General features: G+C 60.3%; 14 protein-coding genes, 1 tRNA gene and 2 pseudogenes. 10 read left to right on the top strand and 7 right to left on the bottom strand.

Annotated elements, in window-relative coordinates; all coding sequences use genetic code 11:
* Window positions 1-17: 17 nt before the first annotated feature.
* Window positions 18-94 (top strand) — tRNA-Met (locus tag C8N35_RS16565).
* Window positions 95-322: 228 nt separating this feature from the next.
* Here the strand turns inward: C8N35_RS16565 and C8N35_RS16575 are convergent.
* A pseudogene (locus C8N35_RS16575) lies at window positions 323-721 on the bottom strand (ATP-binding protein); the annotation flags it as partial.
* Window positions 722-823: 102 nt separating this feature from the next.
* On the opposite strand from C8N35_RS16575, the gene C8N35_RS16580 reads away from it, so the two are divergent.
* Entirely contained in the window at window positions 824-1633 is an 810-nt protein-coding gene (locus C8N35_RS16580; protein ID WP_107990844.1) for an AraC family transcriptional regulator, read from the top strand.
* 22 nt (window positions 1634-1655) lie between these two features.
* Here C8N35_RS16580 and C8N35_RS16585 read toward each other — a convergent pair whose 3' ends face one another.
* From C8N35_RS16585 to C8N35_RS16605, 5 genes and pseudogenes are all read right to left on the bottom strand, one after another.
* Window positions 1656-1898, bottom strand: coding sequence for a hypothetical protein (locus C8N35_RS16585; RefSeq protein ID WP_107990845.1), 243 nt, complete (start codon window positions 1896-1898; stop codon window positions 1656-1658).
* 305 nt (window positions 1899-2203) lie between these two features.
* Window positions 2204-2777, bottom strand: a pseudogene (locus C8N35_RS16590) (Na+/H+ antiporter NhaA); the annotation flags it as partial.
* A 183-nt stretch (window positions 2778-2960) separates the two neighbouring features.
* Entirely contained in the window at window positions 2961-3986 is a 1026-nt protein-coding gene (locus C8N35_RS16595; RefSeq protein WP_107990846.1) for a fatty acid desaturase, read from the bottom strand.
* A 12-nt stretch (window positions 3987-3998) separates the two neighbouring features.
* Complete coding sequence (locus tag C8N35_RS24035; protein WP_210203566.1) at window positions 3999-4307, bottom strand: hypothetical protein; 309 nt, start codon at window positions 4305-4307, stop codon at window positions 3999-4001.
* A gap of 113 nt (window positions 4308-4420) precedes the next feature.
* Entirely contained in the window at window positions 4421-4630 is a 210-nt protein-coding gene (locus C8N35_RS16605) for a cold-shock protein (protein ID WP_107990847.1), read from the bottom strand.
* A 629-nt stretch (window positions 4631-5259) separates the two neighbouring features.
* On the opposite strand from C8N35_RS16605, the gene C8N35_RS16610 reads away from it, so the two are divergent.
* The 8 genes from C8N35_RS16610 to C8N35_RS24385 all read left to right on the top strand — a co-directional run bounded on the left by C8N35_RS16610 (window position 5260) and on the right by C8N35_RS24385 (window position 15871).
* Complete coding sequence (locus C8N35_RS16610; protein ID WP_342753512.1) at window positions 5260-5523, top strand: hypothetical protein; 264 nt, start codon at window positions 5260-5262, stop codon at window positions 5521-5523.
* Window positions 5516-5665 carry a hypothetical protein gene (locus C8N35_RS23900; protein ID WP_170122137.1) on the top strand — a complete coding sequence of 50 codons (150 nt, stop codon included), beginning with the start codon at window positions 5516-5518 and terminating at the stop codon, window positions 5663-5665. The genes C8N35_RS16610 and C8N35_RS23900 overlap by 8 nt, the downstream gene beginning before the upstream one ends.
* 30 nt (window positions 5666-5695) lie before the next feature.
* Window positions 5696-6076: a hypothetical protein gene (locus C8N35_RS24040; protein ID WP_210203567.1), complete on the top strand. Its 381-nt coding sequence runs from the start codon at window positions 5696-5698 to the stop codon at window positions 6074-6076.
* Entirely contained in the window at window positions 6054-6332 is a 279-nt protein-coding gene (locus C8N35_RS16620; protein ID WP_107990848.1) for a DUF1488 family protein, read from the top strand. Before C8N35_RS24040 ends, C8N35_RS16620 begins: the two co-directional genes overlap by 23 nt.
* A 55-nt stretch (window positions 6333-6387) precedes the next feature.
* On the top strand, window positions 6388-6666 hold the full coding sequence (locus C8N35_RS16625) for a hypothetical protein (RefSeq protein WP_107991011.1): 279 nt from the start codon (window positions 6388-6390) through the stop codon (window positions 6664-6666).
* A 6-nt stretch (window positions 6667-6672) separates the two neighbouring features.
* Window positions 6673-6978: a hypothetical protein gene (locus C8N35_RS16630; RefSeq protein WP_107990849.1), complete on the top strand. Its 306-nt coding sequence runs from the start codon at window positions 6673-6675 to the stop codon at window positions 6976-6978.
* Between the two features lie 209 nt (window positions 6979-7187).
* Complete coding sequence (locus C8N35_RS16635) at window positions 7188-15629, top strand: GH36-type glycosyl hydrolase domain-containing protein (RefSeq protein WP_342753513.1); 8442 nt, start codon at window positions 7188-7190, stop codon at window positions 15627-15629.
* Between the two features lie 110 nt (window positions 15630-15739).
* Window positions 15740-15871: a hypothetical protein gene (locus C8N35_RS24385; RefSeq protein WP_281261780.1), complete on the top strand. Its 132-nt coding sequence runs from the start codon at window positions 15740-15742 to the stop codon at window positions 15869-15871.
* A 23-nt stretch (window positions 15872-15894) separates the two neighbouring features.
* On the opposite strand, the gene C8N35_RS16640 is transcribed toward C8N35_RS24385, so the two are convergent.
* A protein-coding gene (locus C8N35_RS16640) for an IS3 family transposase (protein WP_428977118.1) occupies window positions 15895-17030 on the bottom strand; the annotation gives its coding sequence in 2 pieces (ribosomal slippage) (window positions 15895-16751 and window positions 16751-17030; 1137 coding nt in all).
* Between the last annotated feature and the right edge of the window lie 626 nt (window positions 17031-17656).

Raw genomic sequence — 17656 nt, forward strand, 5'->3', positions numbered from 1 at the left:
CCGGGATGCAAAATTACCGCGGGGTGGAGCAGCCCGGTAGCTCGTCAGGCTCATAACCTGAAGGTCGCAGGTTCAAATCCTGCCCCCGCAACCACTGATAACGACAAACCCGTAGCATCTGCTGCGGGTTTTGTTGTTTTTGCAGCATTTCCAATGGCTTGACGTTCTGTCCAATTGAGGATTGTCAAACGGCATTGAATATTGACCCCTTATCGGCGTCCAATTTTGACCCCCTCTATGACACGGATCAGCACTTGGCCTGCCCGGCGCTGGCCGGGGTTGCAGAGGGTAGGCCAAGTGCGGGTGATGTCGTTCTTCGGCTTTAGCTTTGAGAACGGTTTTTGAACCGCCAGGACTCGTTTCCGGTCTCAACGATCTCGCAGTGATGGGTTAGCCGGTCGAGGAGCGCTGTCGTCATTTTGGCATCTCCGAACACTGTCGGCCATTCACCGAAGGCCAGGTTGGTCGTGACGATGATCGAGGTGCGTTCATAAAGCCTGCTGATCAGATGGAACAGGAGCTGGCCCCCGGCCTGGGCGAACGGCAGGTACCCAAGTTCGTCGAGGACGATGAAGTCAAGACGATTGAGGTAATCCGCCGTGCGGCCCTGCTTGCCATTGCGGGTCTCTGTTTCCAGACGATTGACCAAGTCGACGACATTGAAGAAGCGGCCACGTGTTCCGTTGCGGATGAGAGCCCGGGCAATCGCAATGGCCATGTTCTGCTCCGTGTCGAGAAATTGCGGCTTTCACGACAGGATCATTGGACAAAGAGAGCTAGGAAGGGTAACGGTATATGGACAAAATATAATGCAGAGTGGCCAATGGTGGTATCCGAGGCGTCCATAACGGAAATTGACATCACCGACCGTCTCGATGGCCCCCCTGTGGTAGCGTTGTGGGGCAGTGATGGGCCGTCTCCTGATTTTCAGCTCGGGACCCGCGAATATGATTGGCACAGTCACAAACGGGGACAGGTCTTCTGCGTTGAGAGCGGGCTGATCCATGTCCGCACGTCACACGGTTCGTGGCTGCTTCCGCCCCATCGTGCTGGATGGATGCCGCCTGACGTGCCTCATAAGGTCAGCATCAGCGGAGCGATGAGCGGCTGGAGTGTCTTGACGGCTCCGGCGGTGAGCGGCGATCTCCCCGGCGAGCCATGCGTGATCGCAATAGGCGATCTGATGCTTGCTCTAGTTCGACGCGCAGTATCATGGACGGCGCAGGAGCGGCTCGAACCGGAACAGGAACGGGTCGCGGCAGTATTATTGGATGAAATCCGCCGCGCGCCGCATGAGCCGCTGCACCTTCCCATGCCGACCGATCCGCGGTTGCTGCGTATCGCCAAGGCCATCCTCGATCGGCCGGAAGATGACCGTACAGCAGAGGAGTGGGCTGCTTGGGGGGCTGTCTCGCCGCGGACGCTACGCCGCCTCGTGCTGGCCGAGACAGGATTGAGCTTTGCGCAGTGGCGACAGCAGGCGAAGCTGACGCATGCGCTCGAAATGCTCGCACGCGGCGATCCTGTGGCTGTCGTATCCGACGCTCTCGGCTACGCAACGCCCAGCAACTTCATCGCAATGTTTCGGCGGGCGTTCGGAGATTCTCCGGCACATTATTTCTCCAAAATATAAATATTCGATTTTAATCAGTGGGTTATGCTGCTGCACGAAATAGCAATTTGAGATGGTTGCTGGCCCCCGCAACCACCGATACCAACAAACCCGTCGCATCAGCGGCGGGTTTTGTCGTTTGGACCGAAAGCGTAAGAATTCCAGCGAGATCGCCCCGCACGTAGATCGCGACCTTGCCGTCCACCGGCGTCAGCATGATGTCCTCCACCAGCGTCCTGATGATATCCGCCGCCTCAGTGCGCTTCTCTTCGTCGTGGCCCTGCAACGCTAGACCACTCTATTATACGATCCTCTACGACACGCTATTTCCTTGAATCGATAGATTCAAATCAGGTTTGGAGCGTTTCTGGCTGCCGTCGACCCGACTTTCTGCGCGACCTGGGTGATGGTGGCTCCTCCGAAAACGAGAACGCTTGACCGTCTCCGCGGTTTTCGCCCGGGACAATGGTAGCTTTTCACCAAAATCGGACATCGTAGCTGCATTGTGCAATTCGAAAAGCTGACATTGCTTACGATGCATCCGAATGCCGCCGATTACCGTACAAGGACGGGATAGCCTCTGCGGGAATAATCACCGTAGCCGACAGCCACCACAAGTATCGCCCCGACGTCGTCGAAAATCGCCAGAGACAACAGAAACAAGCACAGAGCCGGTGGGATACGAGAGCCGAGCAGCGCGAGGCCCCCGATCACAAACGCCGTGTCGGTGGCCATGACGCTTCCCCATCCATGCATTCCCGGTTGGCCGCCCATTAATGCCAGGTAGATGGCCACCGGAGCGGGCATACCACCTATGGCGGCTGCGAAAGGAAGTGCCGCTGTTCGTACATTTCGCAATTCACCGAGGACAATCTCTCGTTTGAGTTCCAGGGAAATCACGAAGAAGAAGAACGTCATCAACCCGTCGTTGATCCAGTGCCGCAGTGAACGACTGAAATCCAGCGCACCGAAATGAAGGCCGATCGGCGCCTCCCAAAACGCGAGAAACTGCGCTGACAAAGGTGAGTTTGCCAAGAGCAAGGCGATTGACCGCCAGGAGCAGCAGTCCTCCTGCTGCTGCCTCAATCTTCAGAAATCGCGCGAAGGGCTTCGTCACGCGGTCGGTTATCTCATGCGGTAAGTCCGTGCTGCTCCGATCGGTCATGTCCCGGATATTCATTCCCCGCGGCCTGGCGGAACAATCCAAGGAGGTTGGGTTGCCGCGTGCTGCGGTGGGAGACTGTTGGCCGCAAAGGGTCAAAGGTACCAGCCACCATCAGCGCATTGAAGTCACACTGTCCACGGGAGTCGAAATAGGGCAGACGCAATATCATGTCGCGTTCATTGCTCAAGCTGCCCGTATCTCTCGAAACGACACGAGACGTTTGCCGTTTTCGTCCCACAATACTAGTTTCACGCAGCGTAGGCTCTGCAAAAGGGTGATGCGGCCCACGTCGCGCAGGTCAGGATGATCTCGCAACACCTCCGGCAGGCGATAAAACGGCACCTTGGCCGACAAGTGATGTACATGGTGGATGCCAATGTTTCCAGTAATCCAGCGCAGAGGAAAAGGAAGATCGTAGTGTGAACTGCCGTGCAGCGCGGCGTGGTGGAGGTTCCAATCGTTGCCCTCGGACCAGTGCGTTTCTTCGAATTGATGCTGAACATAGAAAAGCCAGACGCCGGCAGTCGCTGCGATCAGGGTGATTGGTACCTGAACCATGAGAAAGGGACCGATCCCCATAAGCCACATCAGGCCGGTAACGGGCAAGGCGACGGCAAGGTTGGTGGCGATTGTCGACGTCCAGGGCTGTATGCCGGCGCGCATGAGGCCGAATGGCAATCGATACTGACAGACAAACAGCCAAGCGGGGCCGAGACCGAACATCACAAGGGGATGGCGATAGAGCCGATAGCGCAGGCGGCCCCACCAGGACAGCGCGCGATATTCTCTGACTGTGAGCGTACTGACATCGCCGATCCCCCGCTTGTCGAGGTTGCCTGCCGTTGCATGGTGGACGGCATGGGTGCGGCGCCAGTAATCGTAGGGCGTGAGCGTAAAGACACCGATGACGCGACCTGTCCAGTCATTGATGCCGCGCCGCGAGAACAGAGTGCCGTGACCACAATCATGTTGCAAGATGAAAAGGCGGACCAGAAAGCCGGCCGCTGGGATCGTCAGCAAGAGGCCCCACCAGTAGGCGTTCACCGCCGCTACCGCACACAATGTCCATAAGGCGGCAAAGGGCAGCGCCGTTATGGCTATCTCGACCGTGCTGCGGACGGGGTTGGGTTGCCGATACCGCGCCAGGACCTTTGTCCAGGAGCGGTCGCTGGCCTCAAAGGCAGCGCCACTAGAAACATTACTTTCCACTAATTTCCAAGCCTACATCTGCGCCCAAGCGGAACGCGCGTTACAATCAGGCACCGATATTGCGCCTTTGACCTGATGCTCAGCTGCACTATTGGAAACGAATTTCTTCGCTTTCTTCGTGGTGCTCTTGGACGGCGCGGGCACAGGGCTCTGCTCCTCCATCTCCAGGCGGGCCTGGCGCAGCCTTTGAGTCTTGGCTTCGCGACTATCGGCTTCCGCCTTCATGATTGCCCGGGCCGCGCTGTCCGTGAGATCGGCCTTGGTCTGCGGATCCGGCCTAACGGTCCGGAAAAGACTGTCTTTGGTAGTGGTTTCGGCCATGTCATCGGCCTCCTTCCGATTGGGTTGAATGCAAAAAGGCCGGGCTGAAGCCCGGCCTCCTCATATCGACGATCGGTGCCAGTACATCCGTGGTCACAGGTCGAAGATGAAATTCACGCCGCTTGCAGATTGTCCGCGGCGGACTTGCCAGAGCGGTTGTCCTGGACGACGTCGAAGCTGAGCTTCTGGCCTTCCATGATGGTGTGCAGACCGGCGCGCTCAACGGCCGAGATATGGACAAACACATCCGATGCGCCATCCTCGGGCTGGATGAAGCCAAAGCCTTTTGTGGCATTGAAGAACTTTACGGTTCCGATGGTCATGACGATTTCCTTTCAATCGCATGTTACGATTGTGCCAGCCGCGCATGACGCGGCGAGCGGTCACGGTCGAATTTGACAGGGAAAATCGCCAGAGCGCCTTTGGCGCATAACCAAGTTCATCAAACAAGATCGATCTATGTTAATATAGGTATGTCCGCCGCCGGAACAAGGCCGCGGCCAAAAACCTTTATTACCGATATCGCTGGACCCTCATAAGAACAATCTTGTTGAATGAATAGTTTTTGGAACTCCTGTTATTTGACTTCCAAAGAGCCTATATAAAGGTGTGGCCCATACACCCGGCCGCCGAAAGAACAGCCTATGAAAAATCCGGCTCCTTCCTGGTTACGTCGTGATTCGACGCGTCGAAGGCAATGACACATCCATAGGTGTGGGAAGCTCGATCGTCCCAGCCGGCTGATGACACGAATGATTCCGATATAGGCTTATAGAAAGCGGCAATTCGTCGAGGCGGGCGGTTGGGCTACGATGCCAGGCGACACGTCCGCCAGCCGTCGTGCGGCCGAAGGCCGTGCTGAAGCGCTTGCCGCCTGACCGACGCGCCGCGTCCCGCAAAAGGCTGTGCTGCACACATGCTTCACAGCCATGCGGCTAAAGGAGCAGAGCAGATGAAGAGCATGCCCGCCCGCCGTTTCACCATTGGACAAGCCGTCCGCATGAACAACAGGTTCGGCCTTTCGCCCTCAACGGCAGAAACCTACCGCATAACAGCGATCCTGCCAGCGAGAGAGGATAATTCACCTCAGTATCGCATTCGTAACGACGATGAACGTCACGAGCGGGTGACGACGGAAGACAGCCTCGATGAGCTACCAGTGCCGTCCGCCGCGGGCGATGCTGCACCCGAAGAGAAGGAGCCTGACAATGGCTAAAGGGCAGAAACGCAGCAACCGTGAAATAAGAAAACCGAAACAGGAAAAGGCCCCTGCAAAAGTGGAGGTGCCACTCGGCTCTCGGGTCACGCAGGCGGGCAACAGCAGTATGCCGCGCGACAAGACGAAGAGCCGAATGTGAGCGGGTTACAATCCGCAGGCGGGTGCCGAAATGAAGGCGATCATCGAATTCTATAGAGTCCGCGCGGACGATACCGCTCGTGCAAGGGTCGGCCGTGTCAGCCGCAGCGTGGCTGACACGGCCGACGCCATCAAGCTGGCCAGATCGTTGCTGCTCTCGCTCGATCTGCCGCAGGACCCTGATTTCATCGCGATCTTGGACGATCAGGAGAATGCTCTTTATTGCGTACCCGTCATCGTCGGTCGTGCATTCGGTTCAACCCAAAATGCTGGAATCAGCGTCTGGGAGAAAGAGGGCGGTGCTGTCGACCACACGCCCCGTCAGGAGTGCCGCCAACCCGAAAGAGGAATTGGTGTCACGCTCCCAATACATGGAGATATGCATTCATATGACGCTTGCTTTTCCCAATAGAAGCCGCAGCTATGACGAAGCCGGGCAGCGCGTTCGCTTCATCGGCCATGATGGCATGTTCGAGGTGCCGTTCTTTGTCGAGACTGATGCGCTCTCTGCCGCAACCGCAACCGCAACCGCAACCGCAACCGCAGGCGAAGCGGATTATCTTGCCGCATTCGATGCGGCGCGCGCCACGATCCACGATGTCGCGCGCAAAATCTACGGGAGTGCTCGCAGGACCATATATGTGCTGACGGCGGCGGATTTCCGATAAGCCGGGGCTCTCCGGATCACTCCATGGGAAGATGAAAGAAAAACTGGATGCTGCCATGACCGTTCGCACCACCGATACAGAGATCACGTTCGAGCGGTCCTTCATGTTGAGCGCCTTTGACGCTCGGCAGCCCGCGGGGACCTATCGACTGGTGGTCGACGAAGAGGAGATTTCCGGTCTTTCCTTTCTTGCCTACCGGCGTACGGCCACGATGCTGCACATTCCAGCGATTTCCGTTCAAAGCGACCGATATCAGGTCGTCGAAGTGGATCCGGAGGAACTCGCGGCGGCTCTGGACGCGGATGCGCTCGCGAGCCGTCCTCACAAGGAATAGTCATTCATGCAGTATCTTGGTCGAATTCATGGTGCCGGCGTCCTGAAATATGCCGGCAAGACATTTTCCCACATAGACTACGATTTTGACGGTTTCCTGAGAAAGCCGGTGGAAGTGATCGGCAGCGGCGAGATCCGGATGTCTGCCGACACGCTGCGACAGCTATTTGGTCGCGAAGATCTTCATCTCCTGACGGACGACGGGCGGCTTCTGAGCGTTCGCTTCTCAGAAAGACATCTACCGGAGGCCAGCGGCGGCGCACACGTCGACGTTGCCGGGGGCCTGCCGTCACCGTCGGAGTGGCACAGCTGACGGTGCAAATCTCGGCTGTCCTGATCCTCCGCCAACTCACGTAGACGCGGGTTCCGCTCCCCGCCCGAAACCCTGCAGGAGTCGCATCTCCGACAAATCAGCCCATTCGGCGCCACTCACGCTCGGGCTGGAAAGGCACTCTCTTGAAATCGATCCCTTGCCTACACTGGCATCGTTCTCCATTGCCGCCATGGAACGATGGAGCGCCCGTGAGGGAGGAGCTTTTCAGCGCGGAGCGGCTCGATCAGCATGCGGAAAGCCTCGCCGCCGCGCAACCGGTAACCGACCGGCCACCAGCCGTCCTGTCCCTGCACAAGAGGCTCGATAGCAATGCGGCCGTTCTGCTCGCCGCCTATCGGGCGAGTGCGGCTGAACTGGAGAGCGGCAGAAATGTGGTTCCCGCTGCGGAATGGCTTTTGGACAATTATCATCTGGTCGAGGAGCAGATCCGCGAGATCAGGGACGACTTGCCTCCCGGTTATTATCGCCAGCTGCCGAAACTGAGCGGAGGACCGTTTGCAGGCTATCCCCGGGTCCTCGGACTTGCCTGGGCCTTTGTCGCCCACACCGACAGCCTCTTCGACAGGGAGAAGCTGCGCCGGTTCCTCGTGGCGTATCAGCGGGTTCAGCCCCTGACGATCGGCGAGCTCTGGGCCGTGGCAATCACCCTGCGCATCGTCCTTGTCGAGAATTTGCGCCGGTTGGCCGATCAGATGACCGTGGGCCGCGCGGCGCGCGCGGACGCAACGGCGTTCGCCGAGCGGCTTCTCTTGTCAGGCAGCCACAAATCCGCGCTCGAAACCGATATTGCCGCCCGCTCACCGGAGCCGTTGTCGGAAGACTTCGCCGCGCATCTGGCCAAATTGCTGAGGAACCAGGATCCGGCAATGATGCCCGCGCTTGGATGGCTGGAGGAACGTCTTGCGCTGCAAGGCGTGTCGGTCGAAGTCGTGGTTCAGCATGCTCAGCAGAGGCAGGGCGCATCCAATGTCACCGTGCGCAATGTCATCACCAGTATGCGGCTGATTTCCGATATTGACTGGGCCGAGCTTTTCGAGAGCGTGAGCCTGGTCGACGAGCGGCTGCGGGTGCGAAGCGCCTTTGCCGCCATGGATTTCCCGACCCGCGACCTTTACAGGAACGCGATCGAGCAATTGGCCCGCGGCTCAACGTTTTCGGAAATCGAGATCGTGGACCACGCGCTCGATGCTACACGCCAAGCCGCAGCTGAGGCGAACAATGCAGCCAGTGCAGAGCGCGCCTGCGACCCTGGCTACCATCTGATCGCCCAGGGCAGGCCCGCCCTTGAGCAGGCGATCCGTTTTCGGCCGCCGCTGCGGCTGCGGATAAGCCGCCTCAATACACGGCTCGGCATCGGCGGCTATATCGGCTCGATCCTGCTTGTCACCGCGGTGTTGCTGGCGCTTGCGCTCTGGGCTCTTTCGACTTTCGGTCTCGCCGCCTTCTGGCTCGTCCTGTTTGCTCTTGTCGGATTTTTCCCCGCCACTGAAGTGGCGACGGCCATCGTCAACCGCGCGACGACCTGGAGTTTCGGCGCGACGATCCTGCCTGGTCTCTCGCTAAAGCAGGGCGTGCCGGAATCCATGCGGACCCTCGTCGCGGTGCCGACGCTTCTTACCAGTGAAGCCGACCTCCTGGAGCAGGCGGAACGGCTCGAGGTTCACCACCTTTCCGGCGTCGGCGGCGACCTCGTCTTCGCGCTCCTCACCGATGGAGTGGATGCCGATCAGGAGGTCACGGAGGAGGATGCCCGTCTGCTCGGCGTAGCCGCCGAGGCGATCGCCGGACTGAACCGACGTCATGAACCCGCCCCAAGCGGAGACCGGTTCCTCCTCCTGCATCGACGCCGCGTCTTCAACCCGGGCGAAGGCCAATGGATGGGGTGGGAGCGCAAGCGCGGAAAGCTGCACGAACTCAACCGGCTTCTGCGCGGCGCCAATGACACCACCTTCATGCTCATAGGCGGGAAGCCGCCGCAGGTGCCGACCAATGTGCGCTACGTCATCACGTTGGACGCCGACACGCGGCTGCCGCGCGACGCCGCGCACCGGCTGATCGGCAAAATGGCGCATCCGCTCAATCGCCCGCGCTTCAGCGATGCCGAGCAACGCGTTGTAGACGGCTATGGCATTCTCCAGCCGCGCGTTACGCCCTCACTTCCCGTCGGCCGCGAAGGATCTTTCTACCAGCGCGTTTTCTCTGCCCCCGGCGGCATCGATCCCTACGCGGCTGCCGCCTCTGACGTGTACCAAGATCTCTTCGGCGAAGGCACCTATACCGGCAAAGGCATTTACGATGTTGACGCCTTCGATGCTTCGCTGGCTGGCCGTGTGCCAGAGAACACCATGCTCAGCCACGATCTCTTTGAGGGCGTGTTCGCGCGCGCGGGGCTTGCTTCCGATGTCGAGGTGATCGAAGAATTTCCGTCTCGATACGACGTCGCAGCCAAACGCCAGCATCGCTGGACGCGTGGCGACTGGCAGCTTCTTCCCTGGGTGGCGGGACTGCGAAGAGAGCGCCCCAGGCTTCCCTCCGTCGGTCGCGGGAAGATGCTGGACAACCTGAGGCGGTCGCTACTAGCGCCGTTCACGCTCCTGGCGCTCGCACTCACATGGCTGATGCCGCTGCCGGCAGCGATAACGGGGACTGCTCTTCTCATTGCCGCCGTCGCCATCCCGTCATTCCTGCCGATCCTCTTCTCCCTCGTGCCGCGTCGCGCCGGAATTCGGATGCGCAATCATTTCGCGGCACTCGCCGCGGACCTGCGGCTGGCAGCTTTCCAGAGTATTCTTTCCATAGTTTTCCTGCCCGACAATGCGTGGCGAATGGCCGATGCCGTTGTCAGGACACTGGTGCGCCTCACCTGGACCCGCCGGCATCTCTTGGAATGGACAACGGCCGCACAGTCGAAGGGAAGCCCGCGTCTGACCTTCGCCGGTTTCTATCGCCGCATGGCATCCGGCACGCTGCTCGGGCTTGTCTTGGCCTTAGGTGCCATTGCCCTTTCGCCTTCGTTCTGGCCGCTCGTACTGCCCTTCGCCGTGTTGTGGCTGGCCGCTCCGGTGTTCGCCTTGTGGGTGAGCCGGTCGCCCAAGGCCGGACCGCGCCTTGCGGTTTCCGATCCGGATGCGACCGAACTGCGCCTGATCGCGCGCCGCACGTGGCGCTTCTTCGAGACCTTCTTGACGCCCGAGGAGAACATGCTGCCCCCGGACAATTTCCAGGAGGATCCGAAGCCCGTCGTCGCGCACAGAACGTCACCCACCAATATCGGTCTCTATCTCATCTCCGCGGTTGCCGCCCGCGACTTCGGCTGGGCGGGTACGGTCGAAACCGTGGAGCGGCTGGAAGCCACGTTGGAAACCATGCGAAAGCTCGCACGGCACAATGGCCACTTCTTCAATTGGTATTCGACGCAGGACCTGCGTGTCCTCGAACCCGCTTATATCTCGTCGGTCGATAGCGGCAATCTCGCCGGACATCTGATCGTGCTCGCCAATGCGTGCGAGGCGTGGGTGGATGAGAGCGCCGCGCCGAATGCCCGGCTCGGCATGACGGACAATCTCCAACTGGCCCGTCAGGCGCTGGATGCGCTCAGCGGGAACCACCGCGAAGTCCAACTCTCCCCGATGCTTGATGACATCGAAGCCCTATTGAACGGTCCGCAGACGCTCGACGCGATTTCTCCCGTGCTGACGCGCCTAGCCGACAAAGCCGCCGCTACGGCGCGCGACATGGTTCCGACGGATATCGACGACAGCGCCTCCGATCTCGTCTTCTGGATCGAGGCGTTGAAGACGACCGTGGTAGAACATGCACGTGACCGGCCGGCTGACCCTATCCTGAAAAGCCGATTGCAGGCGCTTGCTGCCGCTGCGCGCGAGATGGCGCTGGCGATGGACTTCGCCTTCCTTCTCGATCCCGAGCGTAAGCTGTTGTCGATCGGCTATTCGCTAGCCGAGGACAGCCTCGACCCGAGCTGCTACGATCTGCTTGCCTCCGAGGCTAGGCTTGCGAGCCTCTTCGCCATCGCCAAGGGAGACGTCGAGACACGGCACTGGTTCCGCCTGGGACGGTCGGCAACACCGCTCGGCAATGCATCTGCCCTGATCTCATGGTCAGGTTCCATGTTCGAATATCTGATGCCGTCGCTCGTCATGCGCGCGCCCGCAGGTAGCCTGCTCGAACAGACAAACCGTCTCGTGGTGGAGCGCCAACAGGCTTACGCACGCTCGCTCGGCATCCCCTGGGGAATATCCGAATCCGCCTATAATGCGCGCGATATGGAGCTCACCTATCAGTACTCGAATTTCGGCGTTCCGAATCTCGGGCTGAAGCGCGGTCTCTCGGAAAATGCGGTGATCGCGCCCTACGCGACGGGGCTCGCAACAATGGTCGACCCCCAAGGCGCGTGCGAAAACTACGCCCGCCTCGCGCGAATGGGCGCCAGCGGCCGCTACGGCTTCTTCGAAGCGCTCGACTTCAGCCGCTCCCGGCTCCCCGACAACGAGAATGTCGCAGTCGTCCGCACCTCGATGGCGCATCACCAGGGCATGACCATCGTCGCTATCGCCAACACGCTGCACGACGGCGAGATGCGCGCCCGTTTTCACCGCGAGCCGATGATCCAGGCGTGCGAGCTCCTGCTGCAGGAACGCATGCCCCGCAACGTCGTGACCGACCATCTGAAGGCCGAAGAGGTAAAGGTTTCCCCGGCTACTGCGGATACGGAAATTCCCACCTCGCGCCGCCTTACCGCTACCATGTCAGGCCCTCCAGTCACCCAGTTGCTATCGAACGGCCGCTATGCGGTTATGCTAACGGCCGCCGGAGCGGGATATAGTCGTTGGCGCGACATCGCCGTCACGCGCTGGCGCGAGGACTCCACCCGCGACGACTGGGGCTCCTTCATCTTCCTGCGCGATGTCCAGAGCGGAGATTTCTGGTCCGCGGGCTCCCAGCCTCTCGGCACCGACGCCGAAAATCGCGAAGTCATCTTCGATGAAGATCGCGCCCAGTTCATCCGCCGGGACGGCAACCTGACCACGACCATGGACGTCTTGGTCTCCGGCGAAGACGATTGCGAGGTTCGCCGCCTGTCCTTGAGCAATAGGGGACGGAGGCCGCGTGAGATCGAGGTCACCTCCTATGCCGAAATCGTCCTGGCGCCGCCGGCCGCCGACAGGGCGCATCCGGCGTTTTCAAAAATGTTCGTGCAGACCGAGCATCTCGCCGAGTTCGGCGCGCTCATCGCAACACGCCGCCTGCGCTCGCACGCCGAGCCGCAGGTATGGGCTGCCCATCTTGCCTTCGTCGAAGGCGAGATCGTCTCCGATCCACAGTATGAGACCGATCGCGCCAAGTTCATCGAGCGTGGCCGCTCGATAGGCACCGCGGCCGCAATTGCGGAAGGAGGCTCGCTCTCAAATACTGTTGGGACGGTACTCGACCCCATTTTCTCGCTGCGCCAGCGCGTGAGGATCGCGCCCGGAAAGGTTGCGCGTGTCGCCTACTGGACCATCGTCGCATCGTCGCGCGCCGAGCTCATGGACATGATCGACAAGCACCACGACCGCAGCGCGTTCGAACGCGCCAGGACACTGGCGTGGACCCAAGGACAGGTCCAGCTCCGACACCTCGACGTCGATGCCGGAGAGGCCGCCGACTTTCAGCGCCTGGCTGCCCCCATCCTCTATGCTGACCCCCGCTACCGGGCGTCGTCCGAAAATATTGTCCGCGGCGCCGGTCCGCAATCGAGCCTCTGGCATCTCGCCATCTCCGGCGACTTGCCGATCGTCTTGCTGAGCATAGACGATCCCCAAGACATGGCCCAGGTCCGCCAGTTGCTGCGCGCCCATGAATATTGGCGGATGAAAAGCCTTGCGGTCGACCTGGTGATCATCAATGAGCGGGCATCCTCCTATACGCAGGACCTGCAGATTGCGATCGAGACCGCCGTGCGCAGCAGCCAGTCACGGCCGCGCTTCGGGTTGGAGCTGGCGCAAGGCTCCGTCTTTGCCCTTCGCGCTGATCTGATGAGCGCCGAGGCGCGTGACCGGCTTCGTTCTATTGCCCGTGTCATATGCTCGGCACGCCTTGGATCGATAGCCGAACAACTCGATCGTTTGCCGATCCTATCCGTCAATGACACCTCAGTCACTCTCTTGCAAAAGCCCGTGCGGCAGAACTCCGAGCCGTCTGCGCCGCACACGCCGACGCTCGAGTTCTTTAATGGCCTTGGCGGTTTCGACAAGGATGGACGGGAATATGTGACGATCCTCAGCGGTGGCGCCGTCACGCCCGCGCCATGGATCAACGTGATCGCCAATCCCGGTTTCGGCTTACAGGTTTCAGCGGAAGGAAGTAGCTACACCTGGGCAGTAAACAGCCGCGAGAACCAGCTCACGTCATGGTCGAACGATCCCGTGGTCGATCCGAGCGGCGAGACGATCTACATCCGCGACGAGGAAAGCCTTGATCTATGGAGCCCGACCGCGCAGCCCATCCGCGGCCGCGGCACCTATGTCTCGCGCCACGGTTTCGGCTACAGCCGTTTCGAGCATGAGGCGAACGGCATCGCGCTCGATCTCCTGCAATACGTGCCTCTTTTTGATCCAATCAAGATATCGCGACTGACCCTTCGCAACCTTTCCAGCCGCCGCCGCCACCTGTCTGTCACGAGCTATGCAGAGCTGGTGCTCGGCACCTCACGTGGCGCCACGGCGCCCTTCCTGGTGACGCAGATCGATGAAGGTACCGGCGCGATGCTGGCGCGCAATCCCTGGAGCATCAATTCCTCCGGCCGTGTCGCCTTTGCCGATCTTAGCGGGCGGCAGACCGCGTGGACGGCCGACCGGGCCGAATTCCTTGGCCGCTATGGCTCCCCATCAATGCCTCGCGCGCTCACCGGTCGAATGTCGCTCTCCGGGACTACCGGCGCCGGCCTAGATCCTTGCGCGGCCTTGCAGCAGACTATCGAGATCGGCGCGGGCGAGACGGTTGAAATCGTCTCGTTTTTCGGGCAGTGCGACTCGGAGGATGAGGTCCGGGCGCTCCTTGCGCGTTATCGCGTTGCAGATCTCGATGCGGTTCTGCGAGAGGTCACGGACCACTGGACTGACCTTTTGCAGACGGTCCAGGTCAAGACGCCAGATCGCGCGATGGATATCATGCTCAATGGCTGGCTCCTCTACCAGACGCTCGCCTGCCGCATCTGGGCGCGCTCAGCCTTCTACCAGGCGAGTGGGGCCTACGGCTTCCGCGACCAGCTTCAGGACGGCATGGCCCTGATGCTGGCAAGGCCCGAAGAGGCGCGGACCCATCTCCTGCGTGCTGCCGGCCGGCAGTTCGTCGAAGGCGATGTCCAGCATTGGTGGCTGCCGCAATCTGGACAAGGCGTCCGCACACGGATTTCCGACGACCGCGTCTGGCTGGCATTTGCGGCGGCGACCTACGTGAATACTTCGGGTGATGTCGCTATCCTGGATGAGATCGTCCCGTTCCTCGACGGCCCACCGCTTGGCGCCGGCGAGCACGACGCCTTCTTCCATCCTACGCAGGCGGCCGACTCCGCTTCCATGTTCGAGCACTGTGCCCGCGGCCTCGACCAGTGCCTGGAACTCACCGGTAAGCTCGGCCTGCCGCTCATCGGCACCGGCGACTGGAACGACGGCATGAACCGCGTCGGCGAGGACGGCAAGGGCGAAAGCGTCTGGCTCGGCTGGCTGCTCGTGCGCACCATCGAGCTGTTCGCCCCCCTAGCGGAAGGCCGCAGCCCATCGCGCGCCGAACGCTGGCGTGCTCACGCAGCCTCCGTCCGTGAGGCGCTCGAGAAGCATGCATGGGACGGTGAATGGTATCGCAGAGCGACCTTCGACGATGGAACCTGGCTCGGTTCGAAGGATAGCGAAGAATGCCGGATCGACTCCATCGCCCAGTCCTGGGCCGTCCTGTCGGGCGCCGCCGATCCGGCTCGGGCGGCAACGGCAATGGCATCGCTGGAGAAGCATCTTATCCGCCGTGACGACAGCATGGCGCTTCTGTTCACGCCACCCTTCGACAAGACGCCGCATGACCCCGGCTACATCAAGGGTTATCCGCCGGGCCTGCGCGAGAATGGAGGCCAGTACAGCCATGCGGCGATGTGGGCGATCTTGGCCTTTGCGAAATCGGGTGCGGGCGAGAAGGCGCACGATCTGTTCTCGTTACTCAATCCGATCAACCACGCGCTCACGCCTGCGGATATCGAGCGCTACAAGGTCGAACCCTATGTCGTTGCCGCCGACGTCTATTCCGTTGCGCCACATGTCGGTCGGGGCGGATGGACCTGGTACACCGGCTCCGCCGCCTGGATGTACCGTTCTGGCATAGATGGCATTCTGGGCATCCGGCGCGACGGGAACTTCCTCATCGTCGACCCGTGTATCCCGTCGGCCTGGCCGGGATTTGAAGCCACAGTGCGTGTGGGCACGACTCACTACAACATCCGCATAGACAATTCGATCCGACGTGGTTCAGGTGACTGGTTCGCGGTCATGGACGGGGAACCTCTTCAGTGTACCAGCGCGTGCGTGCGCGTTCCGCTGGACGGATGCAGACATAACTTAACGCTTGGTTCGAGTATGGGTTGATGCACATTACTCGCTGCGTTCCTCGCCGGTTGTGGTGCGTGCGTTGTCAAGTGGCAACGGGAGTGCCGTGTGCAACGATTGACGAGAGTCACTTTCGGCAAGGAGTTGCGATGAAATCGAGTGCTATCTGGCTCATCGCGTTGATCGCATTCGGAAGCTGGCCGGTAACCGCGCCAGGAGGCGACCTGACCGATCTCGAAGTGATGAAGTGGTCCCAGTTTTCCGGACGGATGAGCGGCTGATTTAAGGTGTATCCGGGTTGGTTTTATGTCGCCAATTTCAGGTCTCTGTCAGCCCGGTATGCCTCCCTCGGAGTTTTGTGCTCAAGGGCTGAATGAGGCCGCTGGGTGTTGTAGAAGATCATCCAGTCCCGGATAACGCAATGTGCCTTGAAGCCATCTGTCAGGTCTTCCAGATAAACCGCTTCCTGCTTCAAGGATCGCCACAGCCGTTCGATGAAGATGTTGTCCATGCACCGGCCGCGCCCGTCCATCGAGACGCGTATCCCGGCTTCGGTCAGCGTGGGTGGCCAGGCAGATCCGGTGAACTGTGACCCCTGATCGGTATTCATGATTTCAGGCGGTTCGAACCGGGCGATGGCCTCGTTCAAGGCTTCGACGCAGAAGTCTGCGTGCATCGTATTCGACAGCCGCCAGCTCAGGACTTTCCGTATCGCCCAATCCATAATCGCAACCAGATACAGAAAACCGTGCCTCACGGGGATAAAGGTGATGTCCGAACACCAGACCTGGTTCGGCCGGCTGATCGTCATTCCCCGCAGCAGATAGGGATAAACCTTGTGCTGCGGATGCGGTTGGCTGGTTCTCGGCCGTTTGTAGATCGCTTCCAGTCCCATCTTCGCGATCAGACGGCGAACCTGATGGCGGCCAACCACGATACCGTCGCGGCGCAGATAGGCAGCGATCTGCCGGCTTCCGAAGAACGGATATTTGGTGAAGGCCCGGTCGATGGTCTTCATCAACTCCAGCGTTGCCCTGCTGCCCCCGACCGGCATGTAGTAGAACGCCGACCGGCTCAGCTTCACCAATTTGCATTGCTGACTGATGCTCAGATCCGGATGGTCGCGGCGGATCATCGCCTTCTTCTTTGTCGGGCTCACTTCTTGAGCCCTTGCGCTAAAAAATCGTTCTCGACGGTCAGCCTCCCGATCTTGGCGTGCAATTCCTTGACCTCCGCTTCCGTCGGCCCCTCGGATTTGCCTCCACGGGAAAACACATCCACCATGCCTTCGACAGCCTGACGTTTCCACGTGCTCACCTGGTTCGGATGTACCTGATACTTGGCTGCGATCTCCTGGATCGTCTTGTCACCGTGTAAAGTCTCCAGCGCGACCTTCGCTTTAAACGCGTCCGAAAAATTCCGGCGTTTCGCCATTCTCATATCCCTTCAAATCAATGGGATACACCTTAGCAACCTGCCCGGATTTCCGGGACCACTTCAGTTCGAGGTCGGCCTTTCCTTCGAGACGGAAAATGCTCTCAGGTTCGCGCTCACCTATCACGGCGAACCCGGTACCGCCGCCCAGGACCACACCGCACGAGCGAGCTTCCTCTACCGGTTTTGAGGACGGGAAGAGGAAGCTGGCAGATCCCCGGTTGGGGAAGCTGGAGCAGAGGCCATGCGGTCGGCTCTTGTCACTGTTGCAAGCAATATAGAAGCGCGGACATGCGAGGGAGGTGAGCGTTCCGGGAGCGCGAAAATTGAATCCCGCTGCTCCGCGGTATCTTCGGACTGTTCCACTCTCGGTGCCATCAGGCCCCCGCAACCAAATCAATCAAAAGCCCCCGACGGATATTCCCGCGGGGGCTTTTTGCGTTCCTGCAAGGATAAGACCAAAAAGACAATACCGCTTCGTGGGCCTGGAGGATATTCCGACCGGATCGATTCAATCCGGTCGGAATATGCTCTAACGGGCCAAAAACCCAGCCAAGCAAGCGGTCTTGTATCGCATTGGGGGATCCACAACCCGAAGCGCAAGTCGGCATGGAGCGGGTGCTTTCGCCTGT

It is taken from the genome of Breoghania corrubedonensis (genome assembly GCF_003053845.1).
GTDB lineage: Bacteria > Pseudomonadota > Alphaproteobacteria > Rhizobiales > Stappiaceae > Breoghania > Breoghania corrubedonensis.

Coding starts and splice junctions, on each gene's coding strand:
- C8N35_RS16580 (WP_107990844.1), top strand. CDS start 824: ATGGTGGTATCCGAGGCGTCCATAACGGAAATTGACATCACCGACCGT.
- C8N35_RS24035 (WP_210203566.1), bottom strand. CDS start 4,307: ATGGCCGAAACCACTACCAAAGACAGTCTTTTCCGGACCGTTAGGCCG.
- C8N35_RS16605 (WP_107990847.1), bottom strand. CDS start 4,630: ATGACCATCGGAACCGTAAAGTTCTTCAATGCCACAAAAGGCTTTGGC.
- C8N35_RS16610 (WP_342753512.1), top strand. CDS start 5,260: ATGAAGAGCATGCCCGCCCGCCGTTTCACCATTGGACAAGCCGTCCGC.
- C8N35_RS23900 (WP_170122137.1), top strand. CDS start 5,516: ATGGCTAAAGGGCAGAAACGCAGCAACCGTGAAATAAGAAAACCGAAA.
- C8N35_RS24040 (WP_210203567.1), top strand. CDS start 5,696: ATGAAGGCGATCATCGAATTCTATAGAGTCCGCGCGGACGATACCGCT.
- C8N35_RS16620 (WP_107990848.1), top strand. CDS start 6,054: ATGACGCTTGCTTTTCCCAATAGAAGCCGCAGCTATGACGAAGCCGGG.
- C8N35_RS16625 (WP_107991011.1), top strand. CDS start 6,388: ATGACCGTTCGCACCACCGATACAGAGATCACGTTCGAGCGGTCCTTC.
- C8N35_RS16630 (WP_107990849.1), top strand. CDS start 6,673: ATGCAGTATCTTGGTCGAATTCATGGTGCCGGCGTCCTGAAATATGCC.
- C8N35_RS24385 (WP_281261780.1), top strand. CDS start 15,740: ATGAAATCGAGTGCTATCTGGCTCATCGCGTTGATCGCATTCGGAAGC.